Below are 18,337 nucleotides of genomic sequence, written 5' to 3' on the forward strand. Positions count from 1 at the left end.
CTAGTCTCTCTGACGCCTTCTTTTTTGAATTCTTAATAGAATTATAATGATCAACCCCGTCGCCACGATTCCAAGTAGCCATGAAATTCGCTTCGCACGAACAGCATTGTCGATTTGCGTTTTCGATTTTTTAAGATCTTCATAGTTTAAGACTTTCTCTTGATCGTATGGAGCCAATGCGTTGAATCGTTCCAAAATCGCATCCACATTGTCACGGTCTTTACTTGTCAAATCAGTGAATGGATACAGTTGATCCAGCACCGTTTCGTTAATACTTTGTATTTCGGCTTCGATCTTCTCCATGTCTTCTTTATATCGATAGAGTTGTGCGAGCTCTGCTTCATAATCGTCTTTATTGTCCGCTTGTTCGAACTGATCAATTAGCGACACGACGTCGATATAGTGTTCTGTCGTAAGCGGTGTTGGAATGGCGTTGATTTTTTCTACATCTCGTTCATTGATATTTCGTGGCGCAGTTTGCTCCTGATAAATTGGGGCAATCGTGCCGTTTCCTTTCGTATAGACGTCGTAGTTTTCACTAAACGCAGGTAAATCAATTTCGATCGACTGTTTCTCTGCGGCTTCTACGAGCTTATGGAAGTTGTAGACATACGAGCGCTCTTCTATCGGGAAGTTTTCATATGTATCAAGTAATTGTTGAAGTTTTTTAGCGTCTGTGTTGTCATGGATATCCTGAATGTCTTCCATCAATTCGAGCATTTGCTGCTTCATTTCGACTGGGTTTTCAGGACGGAAATCATACATCGTGCGGTAGCCATTTTCGAGTCGATAGAGCGATACGAGCGCATAGAGCACTTGCTCGGACGCCATCGAGTTTGATTCATCTGGCAACGAAGACGGATTGTCCGCGTTATACGTTTTCGCATGGACAAAGCCTCCGTCGTCCAGTTGATAGCTCATGATGAAATCAAGCAATGAATGATCGCCTTTTACGAAGCGTTCGTCTTCTTCGGGATGAATGCCAAGAGACGTCAACGCGACGAGAACTTGTGCGGCACTTTCGACGTTGTCGTCATTTTGTGCACTAAAGCCGCCAGACGACGTTTGCATATTCGATAATTTTTCGAGTGCTTCGTCAATGATCATATGCATCGTTTTCGTTACTTCTTCATCCAAATCCTTCTGAATATACGTGAATTCTTCGGTACTTTGATAATACGGTGCGAGTGCCTGTACTGCCATCGCAGTCATATCCGGCTCCGCTTCGTTCCCGTAGAATGAAAATCCGCCATCCTCGAGTTGCAGTGAAATGATTTCTTTGATGATTTCGATTCTTTTCATGTCCGCGTCTTCTGGCACTTTATAACGCATACTGTCAAGTGTAATTAACCCCCAAATCCAGCCGTTAATGCCCTGTGCACCGAGTGACGTCGTCAATCCACGGTTATACGTACCGTCCGCAATAAGATTGATGCCGGATACTGCCGTCGGGTCACCGGCAGCTGAAAGAATCGCCAGTGAAATCCGGTGCCACTCTGTCGCTTTCATTTCACTAAGTTTTTCACTCGTTTTATAACGTTCAATAACATTGTTCTTGATGACCGCTAGATACGCGGAGTAATCGTCAGGATAGCCGATGCGGCCGAGGCCTACCGGATACCAATCACCATTCGTATTTCCCGCGTGCGCTAGAAACGGCTTGCTGAGTAGCGGAGCCGATTCGTCAATTTGTTCATCTTGCTTTTTCCACGCAATAATTTCTTCTATCGTCTGCAGCAGAGATTCTTCTTTTTCCGGTGTCGCGAACGCAATAGACGGCAGGAGTACTACCGCCGTCATCATAATCGTCACAAGCCACGCAGTTAATTGTCGCATTCCGTCACTTCTCTTTCATTACCATTCTTTCTTCCAATTATCATTCATGCCGTTTCCTGACGCTTCATGCCCACCAATGTCTTTTCCGTAATGAAGAGTATAGCGCACTCTCACTACATCTCCATCTAAGAAATAGGCATCCGAGAAGCCGTAGTTCGGATAATCATTATTGACGCTGAACATCCAGCCGGAACCATTCGCGAAATCGAATTCACTTAGACTATCCGGTGAATACGCATCGCGATTTGAAGTAGTGGAAACCTCCTCTACTATTTCCCATAAATCGTCGGGAATCGCTACATGATTTAGCATGCCAGGCTTACTGACGTCCCGTAAATAAAAACTGCTGTCGAGATTTCCCGTTTTGCCGTAATCATAGCCATGTTCTCGCATGAATTGGTCGAGGATATACGACCCTTTTTCCCCTTGATGAATATCCATTTTCGTCGGTTTGATCAAATACGGAACACCGAGAACGGAAGCTTCTAGACTAATCGTCACTTGTCCGATAATGCCATCTTCCGCCGGTGCAACGGACGTGATCATGAATGTCTCGGTCACGGTCCGCTCTTCGTCGTCCCACACTTTGATGGTGACGGTGTTTTGTCCAGTTTGCAACGTCAGTTTATAACTCGTTTTTGCACTGTCATCCCAAGTGAATGGCACGTTTTCACCATTCACTTGCACAAGGACGTTTTTCCCTCTGATCCGTTCACCAGAAGCAGTCACTGGCCAAATGTTGATCGTTTTAATATCACCTTTGACTTTGCTGCCGGACTTGAGATCGGTTACGAGCTTCGGTGCATCGGGATCGACTTGTGGTTTTTCATTGACGTTCGGGTCGTTGTAGGAAATTTTATACTGTCGTTCAATTTGTTCGTCTTGATAGTTTCCTGATAATTTGACAACGTTCGTTCCATTGTTCAGCTGCACAACATAATTCATACCGTCTGCCGATTCGACCTTTTGATCGTTCACTGTGATGCTGAGTGATACGTCTGCTTCATTCGCAGTAGCTTTTGCGTAAAATGAAAACTCCGCGCTGTTAGCTTGTTGGTCTTGTAAGTCGGTGTTCAACTTGATCGAGATTTTTTCTTTCTCGTAGATCACAATATAGTTTTGCTCCGCTATTTTTCCGTTTACTTGCGCGGTAAGCTTGAGCGTATTTTTTCCTTCGGTTAGCGTGGCTTTATAGGCACTGCCAGTCAGTGGTTTAAGTTCTTTATTATTCATGAAGACCTTGAGCTTGGCATCTTGTTCACCTAGCGTAGCTGTTGCTGTGAATGAAATGGCGTCTTCGGTCACCGTTTGGTCTTTTAGTTCGGTTGTGATTACGATATCTTGACTGTTTAAGGTCACGCGATACGACTGGCTGACGCGCAATAGTTTGTTGTCTGTTTGTTTATAGATCACTTGGAATTGAATATCGTTCGTGCCTTCTGTTAATAAAAGAACCCCTTTATAGTCACTCAATTTCTTACCGTTTACCGTAACTTTCATTTCCTGGGCAATGAGTGTTTCATCCAAGTGATTTACCGTGACGCTGTACAATGGATCGGTAACGGTTTCATTATTGGTGATACTTGTTGTAAAATAGCGATTTTGCTGATCCGCGATGTCGACGATCTCGATATCTGGATGGTTGTTCGGTTTTGTTTTACCGGAAGCAGGTGTCGTGTTGCCACCAGCAGGGACTTTGTCATTTGGAGCCGGTTTCGTGTCCTGTGTAGTAGTCTCAGGATTAGCGAGTGGCTTATTCTGCGATTCCAGCTCGGTATTTTTTGGTTCTCGCGGCTGTTCTTCCGGCTTCTGTTGCGATTTGTCCGGAGTTGTCGGTTGTTGCGAGCTTGACAAGTTTTCTTGATCGGTCTTACTATCTGTCGTTTGATCGGATTCCGCATCAGGTAGTCCACCACTACCGCTAGCTAACTTCAGCGTAGAAGCTTCTACTTTTTCATTGAAATCAAACGGAGCGGATTCTTCAGTCGATGTGGCTGCATAGGCAATCGTGCTAAATAATAGTAAGAATATGAGACTGTAATAGATTATGTTTTGATATTTCATGAAGGTGTTTTTCGTTTTTCTCATTCAATCCATCCCTTCTTTTCTAGTAAAGGCATGCTATATGCAGTGGCTAAATCATTAAAAAAGTCCCCACCTCCTGATAGAGATGGGGACCATGTATGTTCAATAATTAGACAGCGCAAATTGAATGATACACAATTCACCCTTTACCGGAAGGCGTCATGCTTACATACTTTGGCAAGTCTCCTGACTTAGGGATATATTTTCCCATTACAGTGGCCGGACCGCTCAGGATTTTCACCTGATTCCTATTTACTCTTCGTTTACTTGACGAAGAACCAAAATATTCTATATAACTGCTACTAAGCATATAGTTTTTGCAGGGTAAAATCAATAGACGGTGTAAGTACATTGCGCGATTTTGTCATCGCATGAGACTGTGTTTTCTATTTTAGTTACAGCATTTTATTTAGCAAAGTGGTTCCTATAGCAAGCGATCGGTGTTCAATAACCGCATTCGTTAATTCAACTCTCATGCCAACAATTCCAAACGCTTTTAAAGTATTCCGATAAAACTCCATTTCCTTGAAATCTATCTTCAAGAACAACATGAACATTTTGAAATTCATCTTTAAGATTTTCGTCTGAATTCGGAAAAGATCCCAAGTAAGAATATTTATACACTGGTTCATCTGGACAAATTTCATAAGCACGCTTTAACATGGAAACCCCTTTTTCTTCCCAATGCTCAAATTCTCCAAAATAATATGGGAATAATGAAATCATATAACCAAAACACCATAAAAAATCCTCATTTGTCCCCAAATTAACCAATCCAAAATCTGTAACCTGACGTAGTATAGTCTCTAATTCATCAAAATCTACATCCTGAATCTCTACTGGTCCCTCTTCTGTTAGAACATACCAACAAAAAAAGCCAAGACGAATAACAGTCTTTAAATCATCAGGATTTTGGTTCCAGTTTTTTATCAAGAGTGATTTTGCTTCATTCCACTCCCCTTTATTTTCTAGTGTATCAACTTCAGCCCAACGCCAATCAATCATTGCCAGTACACCTCACATCCTAAATGCTGATTATACGTTTCAAAGCATTTATCTCGCTCTCTGCTTAGATCGAGTTCTTCTTTAATTAAACCGCCCGTTAACAGCGTAATTTTTACTAAGCAACTGTCCCCGAATGTTGAATATTACCTTTACTTAAGTTGGTTCCAAAACATTGAAAACACGCCTTCATTCATCTCAAAATAAACATCTGCAATTCCATAATAGATATATCCATCTCTTAAAAGAGTAAGTTTAACCGTTGAACCATCATGTAATTTTAACGCTAGCTCTCTGTATTCTTCATTGTTTCGGGAACTATTTATGGGGTCTGACTTTTGTTCACGAAGATAGGGCTTTGTTTTGTTCAGCTCTTTTAAGAAAGTATTTAGTGCGTCCATATCGAAAATTGGCTTGTAATTTTCATTATCGTGATCCCAATCACTGAAAGCTCTCCACTGGACAGAGTGTATATTTCCCACCAGATTTAATTTACCAAATATATCCTCACCACTGCTTATTGTTATTCCGTTAAGGTTTTCAAAAAACTCTGCGTAATGGTTTCCATCCTGCATATGATAAACCATTAATCTAAAATCTTGGTCATAGCCTTTCACAGAATAAACATCCATTTCACCAATTGTAGAAGCTAATTCTTTGTCATAGGCTTTTTGCTTGCTCCATTCATCAATATTCCCTTTTGTAGTTCCGAGTTTCTCGTCTTTAAGAGCTTTTGCATCTGTGTCATTTATCTTTGTGTTTGTTTGGGTATAAATCTTTCCGTTATACACAATTAAACCGACCATGTCTGCATTTGTATTATTTTTAGGTAATTGAATAGCTGGGATTTCCACATTCTCATCTTGATTGTCTTTTGTACTATCTTGGGGGACATAATTGATTAAAGTGAATATTCCAATAGACATCATTACAGCAACAACAATCAAGATACTTTTCACACTAGGTCTTTGCTGATACTTTTTCATACTATCCTCCTAATATTATTAGACCGAGATAAGTTACAAAAGTTACATGTTTTAATAGTATGGCCTTATTGTTGATCGGTTTCAAATCCTTATTCCAGCATCCACACCATTTGCAGCTAATTATTTTCAAATAAATTACTTTTTGTTTGAATTAAATAGAATACTAGCTATGCCTACCCCAATAACAGGAAGAATGATTAATAGAGTACTTAATATATTGGCTTGTATGTAATTATTAAAGAGCAAAAAACTTAAAAAAGCTACTACAAAATAAACTGGTATAATTTTTTTTGACCACAAAACAGAATTCTCCATTTTGATCACTCCTTATGAAACGTAAACGCTATTTTTTTACTTTCTTCATTCTGGTTGGCATGAAATGTAAAGACAATCCTATAAACACCTTTTTGTTGTATATAGGATGACGAAAGTTTCTGCTCGATTTCTTTTCCAGGTTCTAATACATTCAACTTATCCTCTATGACTACATCCTCTGCAACCCAATTGCCATCTTGGAAGTATTCCAAGCTCGTTCCTGGCCCTGTGTAATCCACCGGTGTATCCCCTTCATTTCTTATACTAACAAGCGGTGTCTCTCCCTGATCAACTCTCTTTTGGCTAACTGCTATAGAAATGGAAATATCTCCATTTTTATAAATTGAATCAATCGTATTCACTTTTTTTAGATCTTCTTTATCCTTACTGACATTTTCTTCTGAACAAGCAGCTAAAATCATTATTATTCCTATCAACATCATTAAACTTTTTTTCATTCTATCCCTCCTCACCCTGTTAGACGGACAAAAATTAAATAAGTCACATATTTTTTTATAATCTTTCGCGGTTGTCTCTAACATTTATTAAACAAGCATTATTGACATCTATTGGGTTCGTCTATAACGATACTTCCCGATACATTTAGCTTATTCCAAATCCACTCCTGATAAATCCGGTCAATTTCAATTTCCAATTCTTTTTCATTCAGATTTTCATTAATTTCTAATTCTTCAAAAGTAAATGTCTCTGTTGCCTCAGTTCCTTTAAAGGCATTACTAGCAAATGAGAAAGTTATAGTTTTAACCAGTTCATTCAACTCCCACTATGAAAAGCAAAATAGGATACTTCATTTAACAATCATATATATCAATGGGTTTAGTTTTTATGTAGATCGAATACAACTTCTAAAATATAATCAAGTACTATATCATGGTGTTGATAATTTTTTTATTATAGTTGCTAAAATGGCAATAAAAAAAACGATGGCGCTATTTATTAATAAATAATATCCTATCTGCATGCCGTAAAATATCGCAAAAGCATCACGAATAACAAAAAGTGCTACTTCGCCACCGATTGCCCCTAAGAAAACTGCTGATAGTAATACAGTAAAAGCTGCAAAGTATAGGCTTTTCTTTTTCTTGTAATATATAAAACCAATAAGATTTGCAACGACAATAAAAACGCCCATAAGTATTAAGAAAAAACTACTCATCTAGCTCTCCCCTTCGTAAAAACCTATTTACCCATTTGAATTAAAGTCATTTGACATTTTTGTCATAACACTTTGCAATTTAAGTGTTACAACCAAGCTACGTTAGTTTAATTGAATGGCAAGAAACAAAGTTATTATAAAAAGATATCTTGATTCATTTTTTATGATCTTTATAGTATCATTTTTCATGTGTCACACGATCATTAGTTCACTTCACAGAAATCTTCATATTGAAAGGATACGTGACTATGGAATATACACTAAAAGATGAAAGTTTTGACTTTAGCGAAACAGAAGTTACACATGAAGTACTTAAGATTGGAGAGCCAGAAGATGGCCTTTTCGAAATTGAATTCAAATTAACCTTCTCTTACGGATTCTTGAATTACTCACATAACTTTGTTTGGCTCAATCAAGATATCGAAACATTACTTGAACAGTTGAAGAAAATGGATGGAAAGAATAATGGAACTTTAAGTGTGCTTTCACCAGGCGTTTCTTTCTCATATTCACAAAACCCTCATGATGAAAACTTTTATGAGTTCACAGTTTTCATGGATACTGGCTATATTAATTCGTATATGGGAACTGAATCAAAACTTGGAATCACTCTATCCGCTACCCGGGAAGATATTGAAAATTGGGTTGCGTCTTTTCTAAAGAACTAAAAGAAAAAATTGACCATATTAATCTGAAGACTTTATACTTTGTTTATGGTCAATAATTGCCCTTCCGCTAATAGGAGTTGTTTAGGATCAATAATTTCATGTAGTAATATACTTGATTTATTTTGTATCGTTAATTCAGTTGGATTTATTACGTGTGCTATCTGAACGGTGCATACATCATAAGGTGCAGTATTATTATGGATATACTGGAGTAACTCACGCAATTCCCACTGTTTTTCTACACCATTTATAATTTCTCGTTGAACGGGATAATCAAAACCGGGAATGATCCACTCTTCTGTCTCTACAAATTGTAGAGACGCATTACCATCTTCCAACTTTTTATCTGAGGCAATATAATAATAATTTGTCATTTCACCACTTCTTTCTATCATCATCTGCTATTTCCAATACGTTCTTTTTGAATCTGTTGTAAATCTTCCTTCTGCAATTCAACGTAATCCCCCATGTATCCTACTAATATATATTCGAATGAATGTTTTCATTGACCTTCCCCATTTCCTTGCCTTTGTCATCTTGGGTTTTACAAAATCAACATCAACCAATTGAAAACAACATCGCCCTCTAATTGATTGGAAAGTAATGGCGTATTTTGTTTCAGTATATAATAACTTCTAATAGTATGGAAATATATTCTAACTGTTGTTATAATTTGATTTATGTGAAGTCCCTTTCATTCTTACTACTCTTCTTTTAGTTTGCAATTCCTTTAGTAAACGTTTCGTGTTCTATATATGATGTTTTTCTTAATTTAAAGGAGGAATATTACGAGTGTAAAACTACCCTAAGAAATCAGATGTAATTTTGATAGTAAAGGGGTAGTAAGAATGAAAAATCAATCGTTTCGTTTTTTATGGATTGGCCAATCAATGGCTAATTTAGGTGATGTTTTTTATATTGTCGGGATTATTTCTTTATTGTACACACTTACGGAGTCGCCTTTTGCATTAGCACTGGTGCCTTTCATTAATATGTTCGGTCGCTTTATAAGTGGTATTATTGCGCCATGGTGGATCAATCGATTTCCTTTAAAGACATTGCTCGTTAATTCACAAGCAAGTAAGACCATTCTATTGGTTGTTCTATCGCTTTTATTAATCTCTGAAACGACGACCAATTTATTCATCATTCTAACGTTTGTGGGGTGTATTGCGTTTTTGGATGGCTGGGCAGCGCCGGCAAGTCATGCTATGCTGCCTCGGTTAGTACCAAAAGAGCAACTTGTAAAAGCAAACAGTTTCTTCTCTATCGTCTCTGAAACCATGAATCTAGGAGGCTGGGCACTCGGAGGAGTAGTTGTCGCATTGACAAGTGGACAATTTGTTATTATCGGTACAGTAGGCTTGTATATATTTGCAACGATGATAATGTTCGGTATTGACGATCCCACTCCATTCCAGAAAAATGAGATTAAAGGTAAATGGGGTAGTGAATTAACCCAAGGTTGGCAGATTGTATGGAGAAATCCGCTTTTCAGGAGTCTACATGTGATCATCATCTTTGAAGCGATTGCCAATGTTGTATGGATTGCTTCTATTCTCTATATCTTTGTGATAGAAGTTCTAGGTCAGACAGAAGCTTGGTGGGGTTACATTAACACAGCTTTCTTCTTGGGTATGATAATAGGAGGAATCATCTGCACTCGTTTTATAATTGTGGTTGAAAACAATCTGAAACGCTTGCTTATTCTATTGTCGTTTGGCATTAGTCTCGTCACTCTTCTTTTTGGAGTAACAACCATTCCCTGGATTTCCATACTACTTGTGATTCTGAATGGAATTATTCAACAATTGAAAGGCATCGTAAGTGAAACAATGCTTCAAAAATCCGCGACTACTGATGAACTCCCTAAAATTTATGCCGTTCAAAGTGCTTTAATATCACTGTTATTCGGTATTTCTTCAATAAGTTTTGGAGCTATTGCGGAGCTTTGGGATGTTAGGATCACATTTGTTCTTGCAGCAACATTGTTAGGACTTGGTGCTCTCTTTGCATTAATTCGCAGTCGAGATTTCAGCATTACAACTGAATAATATGCTTAAATCTTTAGATCGACTTATTGGTTTTAAAGATTTAACTAAGGCAATTAATATAGTTTAATAAAAAACGATTGGGCAGTTTAGTTGTCCAATCGTTTTTTTAAATCCTACTATAAATAAATTATTTTGATCCTGAATTGCAATCAATAGTATCCACTTTATTTTGATCTTCTTTATCTTTACTGACATTTTCTTCTGAACAAGCAGCTAAAATCATTATTATTCCTAACAACATCATTAAACTTCGCTTTTTCATTCTATCCTTCCTCATAATCAAGATCAATGTCCAAATATAGTTCTTCATATTTGGAAACATCGTATTTTCCAATAACATGATAATTACTAGAGGCTTCATCATTAGGCTTAAGTTTATTAAAATCGACTACATCTAGTGCATCAGATATCATTTTTAAATGATATCGTAGTTCATTTGTTGAATAAAGTGTTTGTGTTAGTCTAAAAATAAGAGACTATTAATTATTTTGGAACCTATGTATATGTTTACCATTAAAGTGACCGGCCCGCTCAGGTTTTTCACCTGATTCCTGTATCCTCGTCGTTTGCTCGATGAAGAACTAAAATACTCTATATAACTGCTACTAAGCATATAGTTTTTGCGGGGTAAAATCAGTAGACGGTGTAAGTGCATCGCTTCCTATGTGAAAGTTCCACTAAGTGAGTGCTTTAAAAATTTTTCCACAAATGCAGCCTTTTCTTTCATAAAGATTAATTTTATATCTTCTAATTGTATTACAACAAGTTCCCTATCCTGCATCATGAACATATTGTATCTAATAGAGGGAAATACTTGTTTGTTAATATAGTGAAGGAGTGATGATTTTGAAAGCCAATGATTCATTATTTAATAATGGCTTGAAAAAAAATGATAGTTCTACGAATACTGGGGCTCAAATTGCATTATTGGGCTCAGCCATTTCTACATTTGGGGACGCTCTACAAACACTTGGTGGAGCTATATCAATCGAAGAAAGTCGGATTTCTGACATTCAACAGCAACAAGAACTGGAGAAATTGCAAAGTCAAATTGATGATTTAAAAAAAGAACAGGTAAAGAACAACTCACAAAGTAATGATGTGGAGACACTCAATAAATTATTAGAAAGAATTGTTAAACGGCTTGAAAAAGAAGACAAGGAAGTGAATTAAATCATCTGTACAACTGTACGTTCCCGACATAATTCTTTTGAATAGCGGCTATAAGTGCACAAACTATATTCTTGATTTTATTACCTCTATCTCCCAAACCATTATTAGTAATGGGAAGCATACGTCCTCTTACTGTTGTTGTTAAAGATATTATTACTACTTTCCACCAAATAATAGACAACTCCTACTATCTAGTTCCATAAAAACAGGACTGCCCTGCATCTATGCAGAACAGTCCTGTAACGGATCTATTAATAATTCGAGTCTGAGACTTCGCCTTTTACGATACTAATACCCGAGCTTGCACCAATACGTGTAGCTCCTGCTTCGACTAGCGCATCGAAATCTTCTCCGCTGCGCACGCCGCCGGACGCTTTGACACCAATGTCTGGGCCAACCGTCTTCCGCATAAGAGCGACGTCTTCTACCGTTGCTCCGCCTGTTGAGAACCCAGTTGACGTCTTGACGAAATCAGCGCCCGCTTTGACGGATAGCTCGCATGCACGAATGATTTCTTCATCTGTTAACAAGCATGTTTCGATGATAACTTTGACCAATGTACCGTTAGCTGCTTCGACTACCGCACGAATATCTGATTCAACCCATTCGTCATCTCCGTCTTTCAGCGCTCCGATGTTGATGACCATGTCGATTTCTTCTGCTCCGTTCGCCACTGCATCTTTAGTTTCGAATGCTTTGACTGCAGAAGTAGTCGCTCCAAGAGGGAAACCGATTACCGTACAGACTAACACATCGGTGCCTTTTAGCAGTTCAGCGGCATATGAAACCCAGCCCGGGTTAATGCACACTGATTTAAACTGATAGTCTTTTGCTTCTTGTATGAGCGCCGCGACTTTGTCTTTCGTTGCGTCGGCTTTCAATAATGTATGGTCGATCATTTGTGCTTTATTCATTTATGAACCACTCCTTTAATTATTTTGTAATTTCGTCATGCACAAGTGTTACAGGCTGTACTTTAGAGGCTGAAACTCCGTAAGCATGATAGATCTTTTCTTTTACGTCTTCGATATCTTCCGTGTTGCTGTGAATCGTCACGAGAGATTCGCCCACTTCTACGTAGTCACCGATTTTCTTATGCAGCACTAGCCCAACCGCCAAATCGATTTCGGATTCTTTTGTTGCGCGTCCCGCACCTAGAAGCATTGCAGCCGTACCGATTTCATCCGCAGTAATTGCAGAGACATATCCCGCTTCTTTAGCCGGCACGTCTATTGTAAACTTGGCCGTAGGAAGCTTCGATAGATCGTCAATGACGGATGTGTCGCCGCCTTGGGATTGCAAGAACAGTTTAAACACTTCAAGCGCTTTGCCGTTTTGGATAACTTCTTCGAGCATTTTTCGTGCTTCTTCCGTCGAGTCGGCTTTTCCTGCCAAACGAACCATATGGCTACTGAGCGTCAAGCACAGTTCGTGCAAATCTTCCGGTCCATTGCCTTGCAATGTTTCGACGGCTTCTTTGACTTCGAGAGCATTTCCGATCGCATAACCGAGCGGCTGGTTCATATCCGAAATTACGGCCATCGTTTGACGACCGATTTTATTTCCGATTTGCACCATTTCTCCCGCCAGTTCACGAGCCATATCGAGGTCTTTCATGAACGCGCCTGTTCCGACTTTTACATCCAGAACAATTGCATCCGATCCCGCCGCAATCTTCTTGCTCATGATCGAGCTTGCGATCAACGGAATAGAACTGACCGTTGCCGTGACATCGCGCAGACTGTAAATCTTCTTGTCTGCAGGAGTGATATTGCCGGATTGTCCGATCACCGCAATTTTGTTCGTATTCACAAGATCGAAGAATTCTTTGTCTGTAATTTCAATATGGAAACCAGGAACGGACTCTAGCTTATCAAGTGTTCCGCCCGTATGACCCAATCCACGGCCCGACATTTTAGCTACCGGGATACCAAGTGCAGCGACAAGTGGCGCGAGCACGAGTGTTGTCGTATCGCCAACTCCGCCTGTAGAGTGTTTATCCACCTTCACGCCTTCAATAGCAGACAAATCGACTTGATCGCCTGACTCTACCATCGCCATTGTGAACTGCGCAGTTTCTTCCAACGTCATCCCCTGGAAATATACCGCCATTTGAAACGCCGACATTTGGTAATCTGGAATTGATCCGTCCGTATATCCATTGATGACAAATGAAATTTCTTCATTTGTTAACACATGACCATCTCGTTTTTTCTCAATCATATCTACCATACGCATAGCATCCACCACTCCTGTTTTTAAATTTATGTTTCATTTCTATTATAGAAATAGGCCAATGACAGTCGCTGAAAGGACTGAAGCCAATGTTGAACCCAAAAGTAATTTCAAACCGTTTCTTGCCACTTCGTCTCCTTGTTTTGAACTCAACGCCTTGACAGCTCCTGTAATAATCCCAATGGAACTGAAATTCGCAAAACTAACAAGGAACACCGATATCATACCTACTGCTTTCGTTGATAGGCCTGCCGAAATTTCCTTAAAACTCAACATCGCCACAAATTCGTTTGTGACAAGTTTGGTTGCCATGATGCTGCCGGCTTGTACACTGTCTGCCCAAGGCACGCCCATTACAAAGGCAATTGGCGCAAAGATATACCCCAAGATAGTCTGGAAGGAAACGTTGAACATCATTTCAAAGAGATAATCGATTCCGTTCATCAACGCGATGAAACCGATCAGCATGGCAGCTACAATAACCGCGACTTTAAAACCATCCATAATACTTTCGCTGATCATCTGGAAGAATGACAACTTCTTCTTCGACTCGATCGTTAGCGTATCTTCTTCCTCCGATAATTCATAAGGGTTGATGATACTTGCGACAATCAGTGCCGACATAATATTGAGCGCAATCGCCACTACGACAAACTGCGGTTCGATGATTTCCATATATGCACCAACGATGGCAACACTGACTGCACTCATCGCGGAAGTACAAAACGTATACAAACGTCTTTTTGAAATATCATCCATTTGGTCCTTGATAGTTAAGAACACTTCGGACTGCCCGAGAACCGCAGAGGATACGGCTATGTAGTTCTCCATTTTCCCCATGCCATTCAACTTACTTAGAACGATTCCTACATATTTAATGATGAACGGTAAGATCTTGAATTGATTCAATATACCGATCAACACGGAAATGAACACGATTGGCAATAAAACGTTCAAGAAGAATACGTATTCTCCTTCATTTTCCAATCCGCCAAACACGAAGTTGACTCCCGTTACCCCAAGATCAACTAGCTTCGAGAATAAAGCTGAAACAAAGCCAATGGAGACTACGCCCACTTTTGTATTTAACAAAATAAATGTCAAGACAAGCTGGGTTATCAGCATGATCACAATCGGTTTATAGCGAATTTTCCTGCGGTCTACACTGACAATCAAGCCCACGATTAACACGAGCAACAATCCAGTTATATAAAATACAAAGTTCATCATATTTCCTCCCTTGCATGTTGGTTACGCTTACACTTTGCTTCTTGCACACCATTTTCCTTAGGATACCATTGCGACCTGACTTTATGTATAGTATATCACAGACTTTGAGCAGATGTGCAACGCAAGTGAAACATTGTTCATTCCGAATAAAAAAAAGAATCACACTTTTAAATAAGTGGATTCTCCTAGTTTACTATTGGTGGAGCAACAAAGCCTGTGCTGTGTACTGGTCGGTTATGAAGATGTTCGCATAACCACCCTGAAGCGCTCCGTGAATGGCTTCTACTTTGCGGTTTCCGCCAGCCACAAGAATAGACTTTTCTTTTTGCTTCAACTCTTCCAGCCGGATCCCAATCGTCCGGTCACTGACGGTGGTCTCGCAAACTTCGCCTGTACGTTTGAAAAAGCGTGAACAAATATCGCCAATCGCTTCTTCTTGGAGTTGCTGTTCTTCTTCAGTAGTCAAATAACCAAGACGGAATAGTAGCGATTCGCTATCGACCGCACCTACCGTAAACATGGCGATATTCGCCTGTCGTCCAAGTTCAATGAGACGGTGCATATAGCGGTCCGATTCAATCACCTCTTTGACTTCAGGCGTATCGACCAGAACAGGGAGTGGCAAGTAACGCGGAACAGTATGGAAGGCTTCCGCAAATTTATAAACCGTTTCAGAATCGTATGTATTAACATCCGACAGGCCAATACCGCCTTTTAGCTGGATGACCTCGACTCCTTTTACATCTTTTTGCTTCAACGCGTTGGCTACCCGATACATCGTCCGCCCCCACGTCACGCCAAGGATATCTCCGTCTTTTATAGTTCGATGCAAATAATCCGCCGCTTCCGTGCTGATGGCTTGAATCACATCTCCCTCGTCTTCTACTGCCGAGTACGCAATATTCACTTCTTCGATTTGATATTTGTGCTGCAAAGATTTCGCCAATTGATTATTATCATGAAAAGGATCGATAATGTCGATTTTCACATAGCCATTCTTTTTCGCTTGTTGCAGAAGCCTCGAAACGGTCGGCCTCGAAACGCCTAGTTTTTTTGAAATGGCGAGCTGAGTATAATCAAATTGATAGTAAAGTTTGGCTGCCTCTATAATTAGTTGCTTTTTATCAATCTCCAATGCGAGTCCCCCTTATATTACGACCTAATCATGAGTACGAAACTGCTTAACTAGGCCGAGTATATCACAGTCGTAAATCAGCGGAAAGTCGCTCTCACATTTCTTCCTCGCGAGGCGATTTTTTTACTCCCAGAAGATCAGCTCGTATTTTCTTATATCCTTTGACAATATCCAAAATACTTATGAAAAACACAATCCATAGAAAAGGGTTCGATAAAGATAAACCAACTTGTGAAATACCGCCCATTAGAGTAAAGATTATAATTAATGAAAAGAAATACGTAAGTAATATAACTTGCCACAAAGGATTAAATCTTGAGACATCCTCTTTTTGAGGTCGATTCATAAAAAGGCTAATAACAGTAATCAATAGTATGAGTCCAATAAGTATTGATTTGGGTATATTTATAAAAGGAATCAACTTGGGAAAGAAATCATAAATCAGTAATAATGTAAGTGCTGCTAGTGCTATAATGCCCCAAAAATAACGTTTCACTTTACATCACCTCTTCAAACATATTAAATTTCTCACTATACACAATTAGAGAAATAGATGTTTACTCTGCATTCATCTCTTGCATTATTAAACAACTTACGGATAAAATCCATAATTAGTATTATTATACAGTTTTAAATTAGAATATACACCTCGTTCTTAAAACGTAAAAATTATAGGATCAAACAGCAAACGACGACAGTAAAGACCATGATGAACTTCAGCATCTTTGGCAATCATATACGCACCAAATAACAAAGCCCCTCATTCATGTCCATTCACGACATAAACAAAGGGCTTACTGTTGTAAAATTCACTGTTCCTCTTCCTCATCACACGGCGGCTTCCTAACAATCGTCTTTCCACTTGAATACAACCCACTTGCCGACAACCCCATAATAATCCCTCCGAGTATCCCAGACTTCCAATCATGGGGAAACAAGTAGAAGATTCCGCCACCGATGCCTAATAGTAAAGAAAAAATCGGAATCAGTTTCTTCGGCAATCCGTACATCTTTAAAATTTCCGTTAACCCGATAATAACGGGGATCAATACAATATCTGAAACTTCCAATGCGTGTCCTCCTCTTTTTACTATTCTATTCAGACTGTATGCAAGATGAATCGGCGGTTTGCATACAGTGTAGAAGAAAGATTGCCGAAAGGAGATACGTATGGTCACTGGATTGCTCATAATTTTGGGATTAGTACTTTTATTGCCGTTTACCGTTCCGAAGATCGAACGTAATTTGGAAATGTTTTTATTCGTTATGGGATGCGCTGCGGCATTTGTCAGTGGCGTGTTGCAATGGGAGTTGTGGATGCAGGCGGTACGCGATCCCTTGCATATTACGCTTGCCGTTCTCGTAGCAGGAATTCTTTTTCGCTGGATACGTAAACCGTTTGAGAAGACTGTACTTTCAGTAAGTCGAATTCTACCATTCCGACTTTTTCTGGCATTGACTATTATGATGTTAGGGTTGATCTCAAGCGTGATTACTGCCATCATCGCAGCGCTAGTTCTCGTGGCTATTGCGTCCGTCTTGCAGATGGATCGACGTTCAGAAATCCGCTTTGTGATACTCGCATGTTACGCAATCGGCATGGGTGCTGTTCTGACGCCAATCGGCGAGCCACTTTCAACGATTGCGACGAATAAACTCAACGAGGACTTTTACTATCTAATGAACTTACTTGGTACAGATATCCTAGCTGGTGTCTTCGTCTTCGGACTGCTCGCTTTCCTCATCATTCGTCCACGCAACCGTTCGCTGTTCCGTTCTTCCGGACAAGCGGCAGAGTCGTACATAAGTATTTTCGGACGCAGTGTGAAAGTATATGTATTTGTATTGGCTTTAACATTACTCGGCGCAGGATTTGAGCCGCTGATCACGCTGTACTTGCTTGACCTGCAGCCCTTGACACTGTACTGGATCAATATGATTTCAGCTGTACTTGACAATGCAACACTGGCTGCCGCGGAAATCAGTCCCGCGATGGACGAGTCAACGATCCAAGCGCTGTTGCTCGGCTTGCTGATCAGTGGTGGGATGTTGATTCCCGGAAACATCCCGAATATTATTGCAGCCGGTAAACTCAATATCCGTAGCGGGGAGTGGGCGCGAGTCGGTGTACCACTTGGCTTGCTTGCGATGGTTGTCTATTTTGTTATTTTACTTTACAGACAATGAAAGAGGCTGGGACATAACTAGCCAGAAGTGAGCCAAAAAAGGGTTCGATCATCGGTTTTTGATGATCGAACCCTTTTTGTATAGAAATCCTTGTACGACTTCTATACATTTACCTCCCTTGCAGTGTACTTTCTCAAGTTCACTGCCAATAAACCGAAGGCTAATTCATTTTTCACCTTTTCCTTTCCTCTTACGGAGAAACGAGTGAACCCTAAATTAGCCTTCAAGAATCCAAAAACTGGCTCTACGTCAAT

The 18,337-nt window shown here is 39.7% G+C and carries 20 protein-coding genes and 1 riboswitch; of the genes, 4 read left to right on the forward strand and 16 right to left on the reverse strand.

Annotated features, from left to right (window positions below; genetic code table 11):
• The 7 genes from CSV76_RS15980 to CSV76_RS16015 all read right to left on the reverse strand — a co-directional run bounded on the left by CSV76_RS15980 (position 1) and on the right by CSV76_RS16015 (position 7,401).
• Positions 1-1,836, reverse strand: coding sequence for a prenyltransferase/squalene oxidase repeat-containing protein (locus CSV76_RS15980; protein WP_099626206.1), 1,836 nt, complete (start codon positions 1,834-1,836; stop codon positions 1-3).
• Between the two features lie 18 nt (positions 1,837-1,854).
• Positions 1,855-3,900, reverse strand: coding sequence for a DUF4430 domain-containing protein (locus CSV76_RS15985; protein WP_158232837.1), 2,046 nt, complete (start codon positions 3,898-3,900; stop codon positions 1,855-1,857).
• A 180-nt stretch (positions 3,901-4,080) separates the two neighbouring features.
• Positions 4,081-4,219, reverse strand: a riboswitch (cobalamin riboswitch).
• A gap of 167 nt (positions 4,220-4,386) precedes the next feature.
• Positions 4,387-4,926, reverse strand: a complete 540-nt coding sequence (locus tag CSV76_RS15990) for a hypothetical protein (protein ID WP_099626208.1) — start codon at positions 4,924-4,926, stop codon at positions 4,387-4,389.
• A gap of 149 nt (positions 4,927-5,075) precedes the next feature.
• Positions 5,076-5,909 carry a hypothetical protein gene (locus CSV76_RS15995; RefSeq protein ID WP_099626209.1) on the reverse strand — a complete coding sequence of 278 codons (834 nt, stop codon included), beginning with the start codon at positions 5,907-5,909 and terminating at the stop codon, positions 5,076-5,078.
• Between the two features lie 320 nt (positions 5,910-6,229).
• A complete protein-coding gene (locus CSV76_RS16005; RefSeq protein WP_099626211.1) occupies positions 6,230-6,682 on the reverse strand; it encodes an immunoglobulin-like domain-containing protein in 453 nt (150 codons plus the stop codon).
• Positions 6,683-6,780: 98 nt separating this feature from the next.
• Positions 6,781-7,002 carry a hypothetical protein gene (locus CSV76_RS16010; protein WP_232319569.1) on the reverse strand — a complete coding sequence of 74 codons (222 nt, stop codon included), beginning with the start codon at positions 7,000-7,002 and terminating at the stop codon, positions 6,781-6,783.
• A 111-nt stretch (positions 7,003-7,113) separates the two neighbouring features.
• Positions 7,114-7,401 carry a 3-isopropylmalate dehydrogenase gene (locus CSV76_RS16015; protein WP_099626212.1) on the reverse strand — a complete coding sequence of 96 codons (288 nt, stop codon included), beginning with the start codon at positions 7,399-7,401 and terminating at the stop codon, positions 7,114-7,116.
• 248 nt (positions 7,402-7,649) lie between these two features.
• Here CSV76_RS16015 and CSV76_RS16020 point away from each other — a divergent pair, with 248 nt between their 5' ends.
• Positions 7,650-8,069, forward strand: coding sequence for a hypothetical protein (locus tag CSV76_RS16020; RefSeq protein WP_085426334.1), 420 nt, complete (start codon positions 7,650-7,652; stop codon positions 8,067-8,069).
• A 32-nt stretch (positions 8,070-8,101) separates the two neighbouring features.
• Here CSV76_RS16020 and CSV76_RS16025 read toward each other — a convergent pair whose 3' ends face one another.
• Positions 8,102-8,464 (reverse strand): hypothetical protein, encoded by a 363-nt coding sequence (locus tag CSV76_RS16025; RefSeq protein ID WP_099692785.1) that lies wholly within the window; start codon positions 8,462-8,464, stop codon positions 8,102-8,104.
• A 453-nt stretch (positions 8,465-8,917) separates the two neighbouring features.
• On the opposite strand from CSV76_RS16025, the gene CSV76_RS16030 reads away from it, so the two are divergent.
• Complete coding sequence (locus CSV76_RS16030; protein ID WP_099626213.1) at positions 8,918-10,123, forward strand: MFS transporter; 1,206 nt, start codon at positions 8,918-8,920, stop codon at positions 10,121-10,123.
• Between the two features lie 127 nt (positions 10,124-10,250).
• Here the strand turns inward: CSV76_RS16030 and CSV76_RS17440 are convergent, their stop codons facing one another.
• A complete protein-coding gene (locus CSV76_RS17440; protein WP_158232838.1) occupies positions 10,251-10,484 on the reverse strand; it encodes a hypothetical protein in 234 nt (77 codons plus the stop codon).
• A gap of 485 nt (positions 10,485-10,969) precedes the next feature.
• On the opposite strand from CSV76_RS17440, the gene CSV76_RS16035 reads away from it, so the two are divergent.
• Complete coding sequence (locus CSV76_RS16035; RefSeq protein ID WP_085426337.1) at positions 10,970-11,296, forward strand: hypothetical protein; 327 nt, start codon at positions 10,970-10,972, stop codon at positions 11,294-11,296.
• A 251-nt stretch (positions 11,297-11,547) separates the two neighbouring features.
• Here the strand turns inward: CSV76_RS16035 and deoC are convergent, their stop codons facing one another.
• The 6 genes from deoC to CSV76_RS16065 all read right to left on the reverse strand — a co-directional run bounded on the left by deoC (position 11,548) and on the right by CSV76_RS16065 (position 16,966).
• Positions 11,548-12,210, reverse strand: coding sequence for a deoxyribose-phosphate aldolase (gene deoC / locus CSV76_RS16040; protein WP_099626214.1), 663 nt, complete (start codon positions 12,208-12,210; stop codon positions 11,548-11,550).
• A gap of 19 nt (positions 12,211-12,229) precedes the next feature.
• Positions 12,230-13,534, reverse strand: a complete 1,305-nt coding sequence (locus CSV76_RS16045) for a pyrimidine-nucleoside phosphorylase (protein ID WP_099626215.1) — start codon at positions 13,532-13,534, stop codon at positions 12,230-12,232.
• Positions 13,535-13,576: 42 nt separating this feature from the next.
• The gene (locus CSV76_RS16050; RefSeq protein WP_085426340.1) at positions 13,577-14,758 is read right to left on the reverse strand and encodes a NupC/NupG family nucleoside CNT transporter; all 1,182 of its coding nucleotides are present in this window, start codon (positions 14,756-14,758) and stop codon (positions 13,577-13,579) included.
• Positions 14,759-14,954: 196 nt separating this feature from the next.
• Positions 14,955-15,896 carry a DNA-binding transcriptional repressor DeoR gene (locus tag CSV76_RS16055; RefSeq protein ID WP_099626216.1) on the reverse strand — a complete coding sequence of 314 codons (942 nt, stop codon included), beginning with the start codon at positions 15,894-15,896 and terminating at the stop codon, positions 14,955-14,957.
• Positions 15,897-15,990: 94 nt separating this feature from the next.
• A complete protein-coding gene (locus tag CSV76_RS16060) occupies positions 15,991-16,392 on the reverse strand; it encodes a hypothetical protein (protein ID WP_099626217.1) in 402 nt (133 codons plus the stop codon).
• Between the two features lie 313 nt (positions 16,393-16,705).
• A complete protein-coding gene (locus CSV76_RS16065; RefSeq protein ID WP_085426343.1) occupies positions 16,706-16,966 on the reverse strand; it encodes a hypothetical protein in 261 nt (86 codons plus the stop codon).
• Positions 16,967-17,066: 100 nt separating this feature from the next.
• On the opposite strand from CSV76_RS16065, the gene CSV76_RS16070 reads away from it, so the two are divergent.
• Complete coding sequence (locus CSV76_RS16070; protein WP_099626218.1) at positions 17,067-18,083, forward strand: DUF1646 family protein; 1,017 nt, start codon at positions 17,067-17,069, stop codon at positions 18,081-18,083.
• 101 nt (positions 18,084-18,184) lie between these two features.
• Here the strand turns inward: CSV76_RS16070 and CSV76_RS16075 are convergent.
• Positions 18,185-18,337, reverse strand: a 153-nt coding sequence (locus tag CSV76_RS16075) for a transposase (protein WP_143560387.1), incomplete at its 5' end; no start/stop codon positions are given.

This window comes from Sporosarcina sp. P17b (genome assembly GCF_002743115.1).
GTDB classification, from domain to species: Bacteria; Bacillota; Bacilli; order Bacillales_A; family Planococcaceae; genus Sporosarcina; species Sporosarcina ureae_C.

Bases quoted from the DNA above. Each gene is read 5' to 3' on its own strand.
- CSV76_RS16025 (WP_099692785.1), bottom strand. From the start codon at position 8,464: ATGATAGAAAGAAGTGGTGAAATGACAAATTATTATTATATTGCCTCA.
- CSV76_RS15995 (WP_099626209.1), bottom strand. From the start codon at position 5,909: ATGAAAAAGTATCAGCAAAGACCTAGTGTGAAAAGTATCTTGATTGTT.
- CSV76_RS16045 (WP_099626215.1), bottom strand. From the start codon at position 13,534: ATGCGTATGGTAGATATGATTGAGAAAAAACGAGATGGTCATGTGTTA.
- CSV76_RS16005 (WP_099626211.1), bottom strand. From the start codon at position 6,682: ATGAAAAAAAGTTTAATGATGTTGATAGGAATAATAATGATTTTAGCT.
- CSV76_RS16015 (WP_099626212.1), bottom strand. From the start codon at position 7,401: ATGAGTAGTTTTTTCTTAATACTTATGGGCGTTTTTATTGTCGTTGCA.
- CSV76_RS17440 (WP_158232838.1), bottom strand. From the start codon at position 10,484: ATGAAGCCTCTAGTAATTATCATGTTATTGGAAAATACGATGTTTCCA.
- CSV76_RS15985 (WP_158232837.1), bottom strand. From the start codon at position 3,900: ATGAAATATCAAAACATAATCTATTACAGTCTCATATTCTTACTATTA.
- CSV76_RS16070 (WP_099626218.1), top strand. From the start codon at position 17,067: ATGGTCACTGGATTGCTCATAATTTTGGGATTAGTACTTTTATTGCCG.
- CSV76_RS16020 (WP_085426334.1), top strand. From the start codon at position 7,650: ATGGAATATACACTAAAAGATGAAAGTTTTGACTTTAGCGAAACAGAA.
- CSV76_RS16030 (WP_099626213.1), top strand. From the start codon at position 8,918: ATGAAAAATCAATCGTTTCGTTTTTTATGGATTGGCCAATCAATGGCT.
- CSV76_RS16050 (WP_085426340.1), bottom strand. From the start codon at position 14,758: ATGAACTTTGTATTTTATATAACTGGATTGTTGCTCGTGTTAATCGTG.
- CSV76_RS15980 (WP_099626206.1), bottom strand. From the start codon at position 1,836: ATGCGACAATTAACTGCGTGGCTTGTGACGATTATGATGACGGCGGTA.
- deoC (WP_099626214.1), bottom strand. From the start codon at position 12,210: ATGAATAAAGCACAAATGATCGACCATACATTATTGAAAGCCGACGCA.
- CSV76_RS15990 (WP_099626208.1), bottom strand. From the start codon at position 4,926: ATGATTGATTGGCGTTGGGCTGAAGTTGATACACTAGAAAATAAAGGG.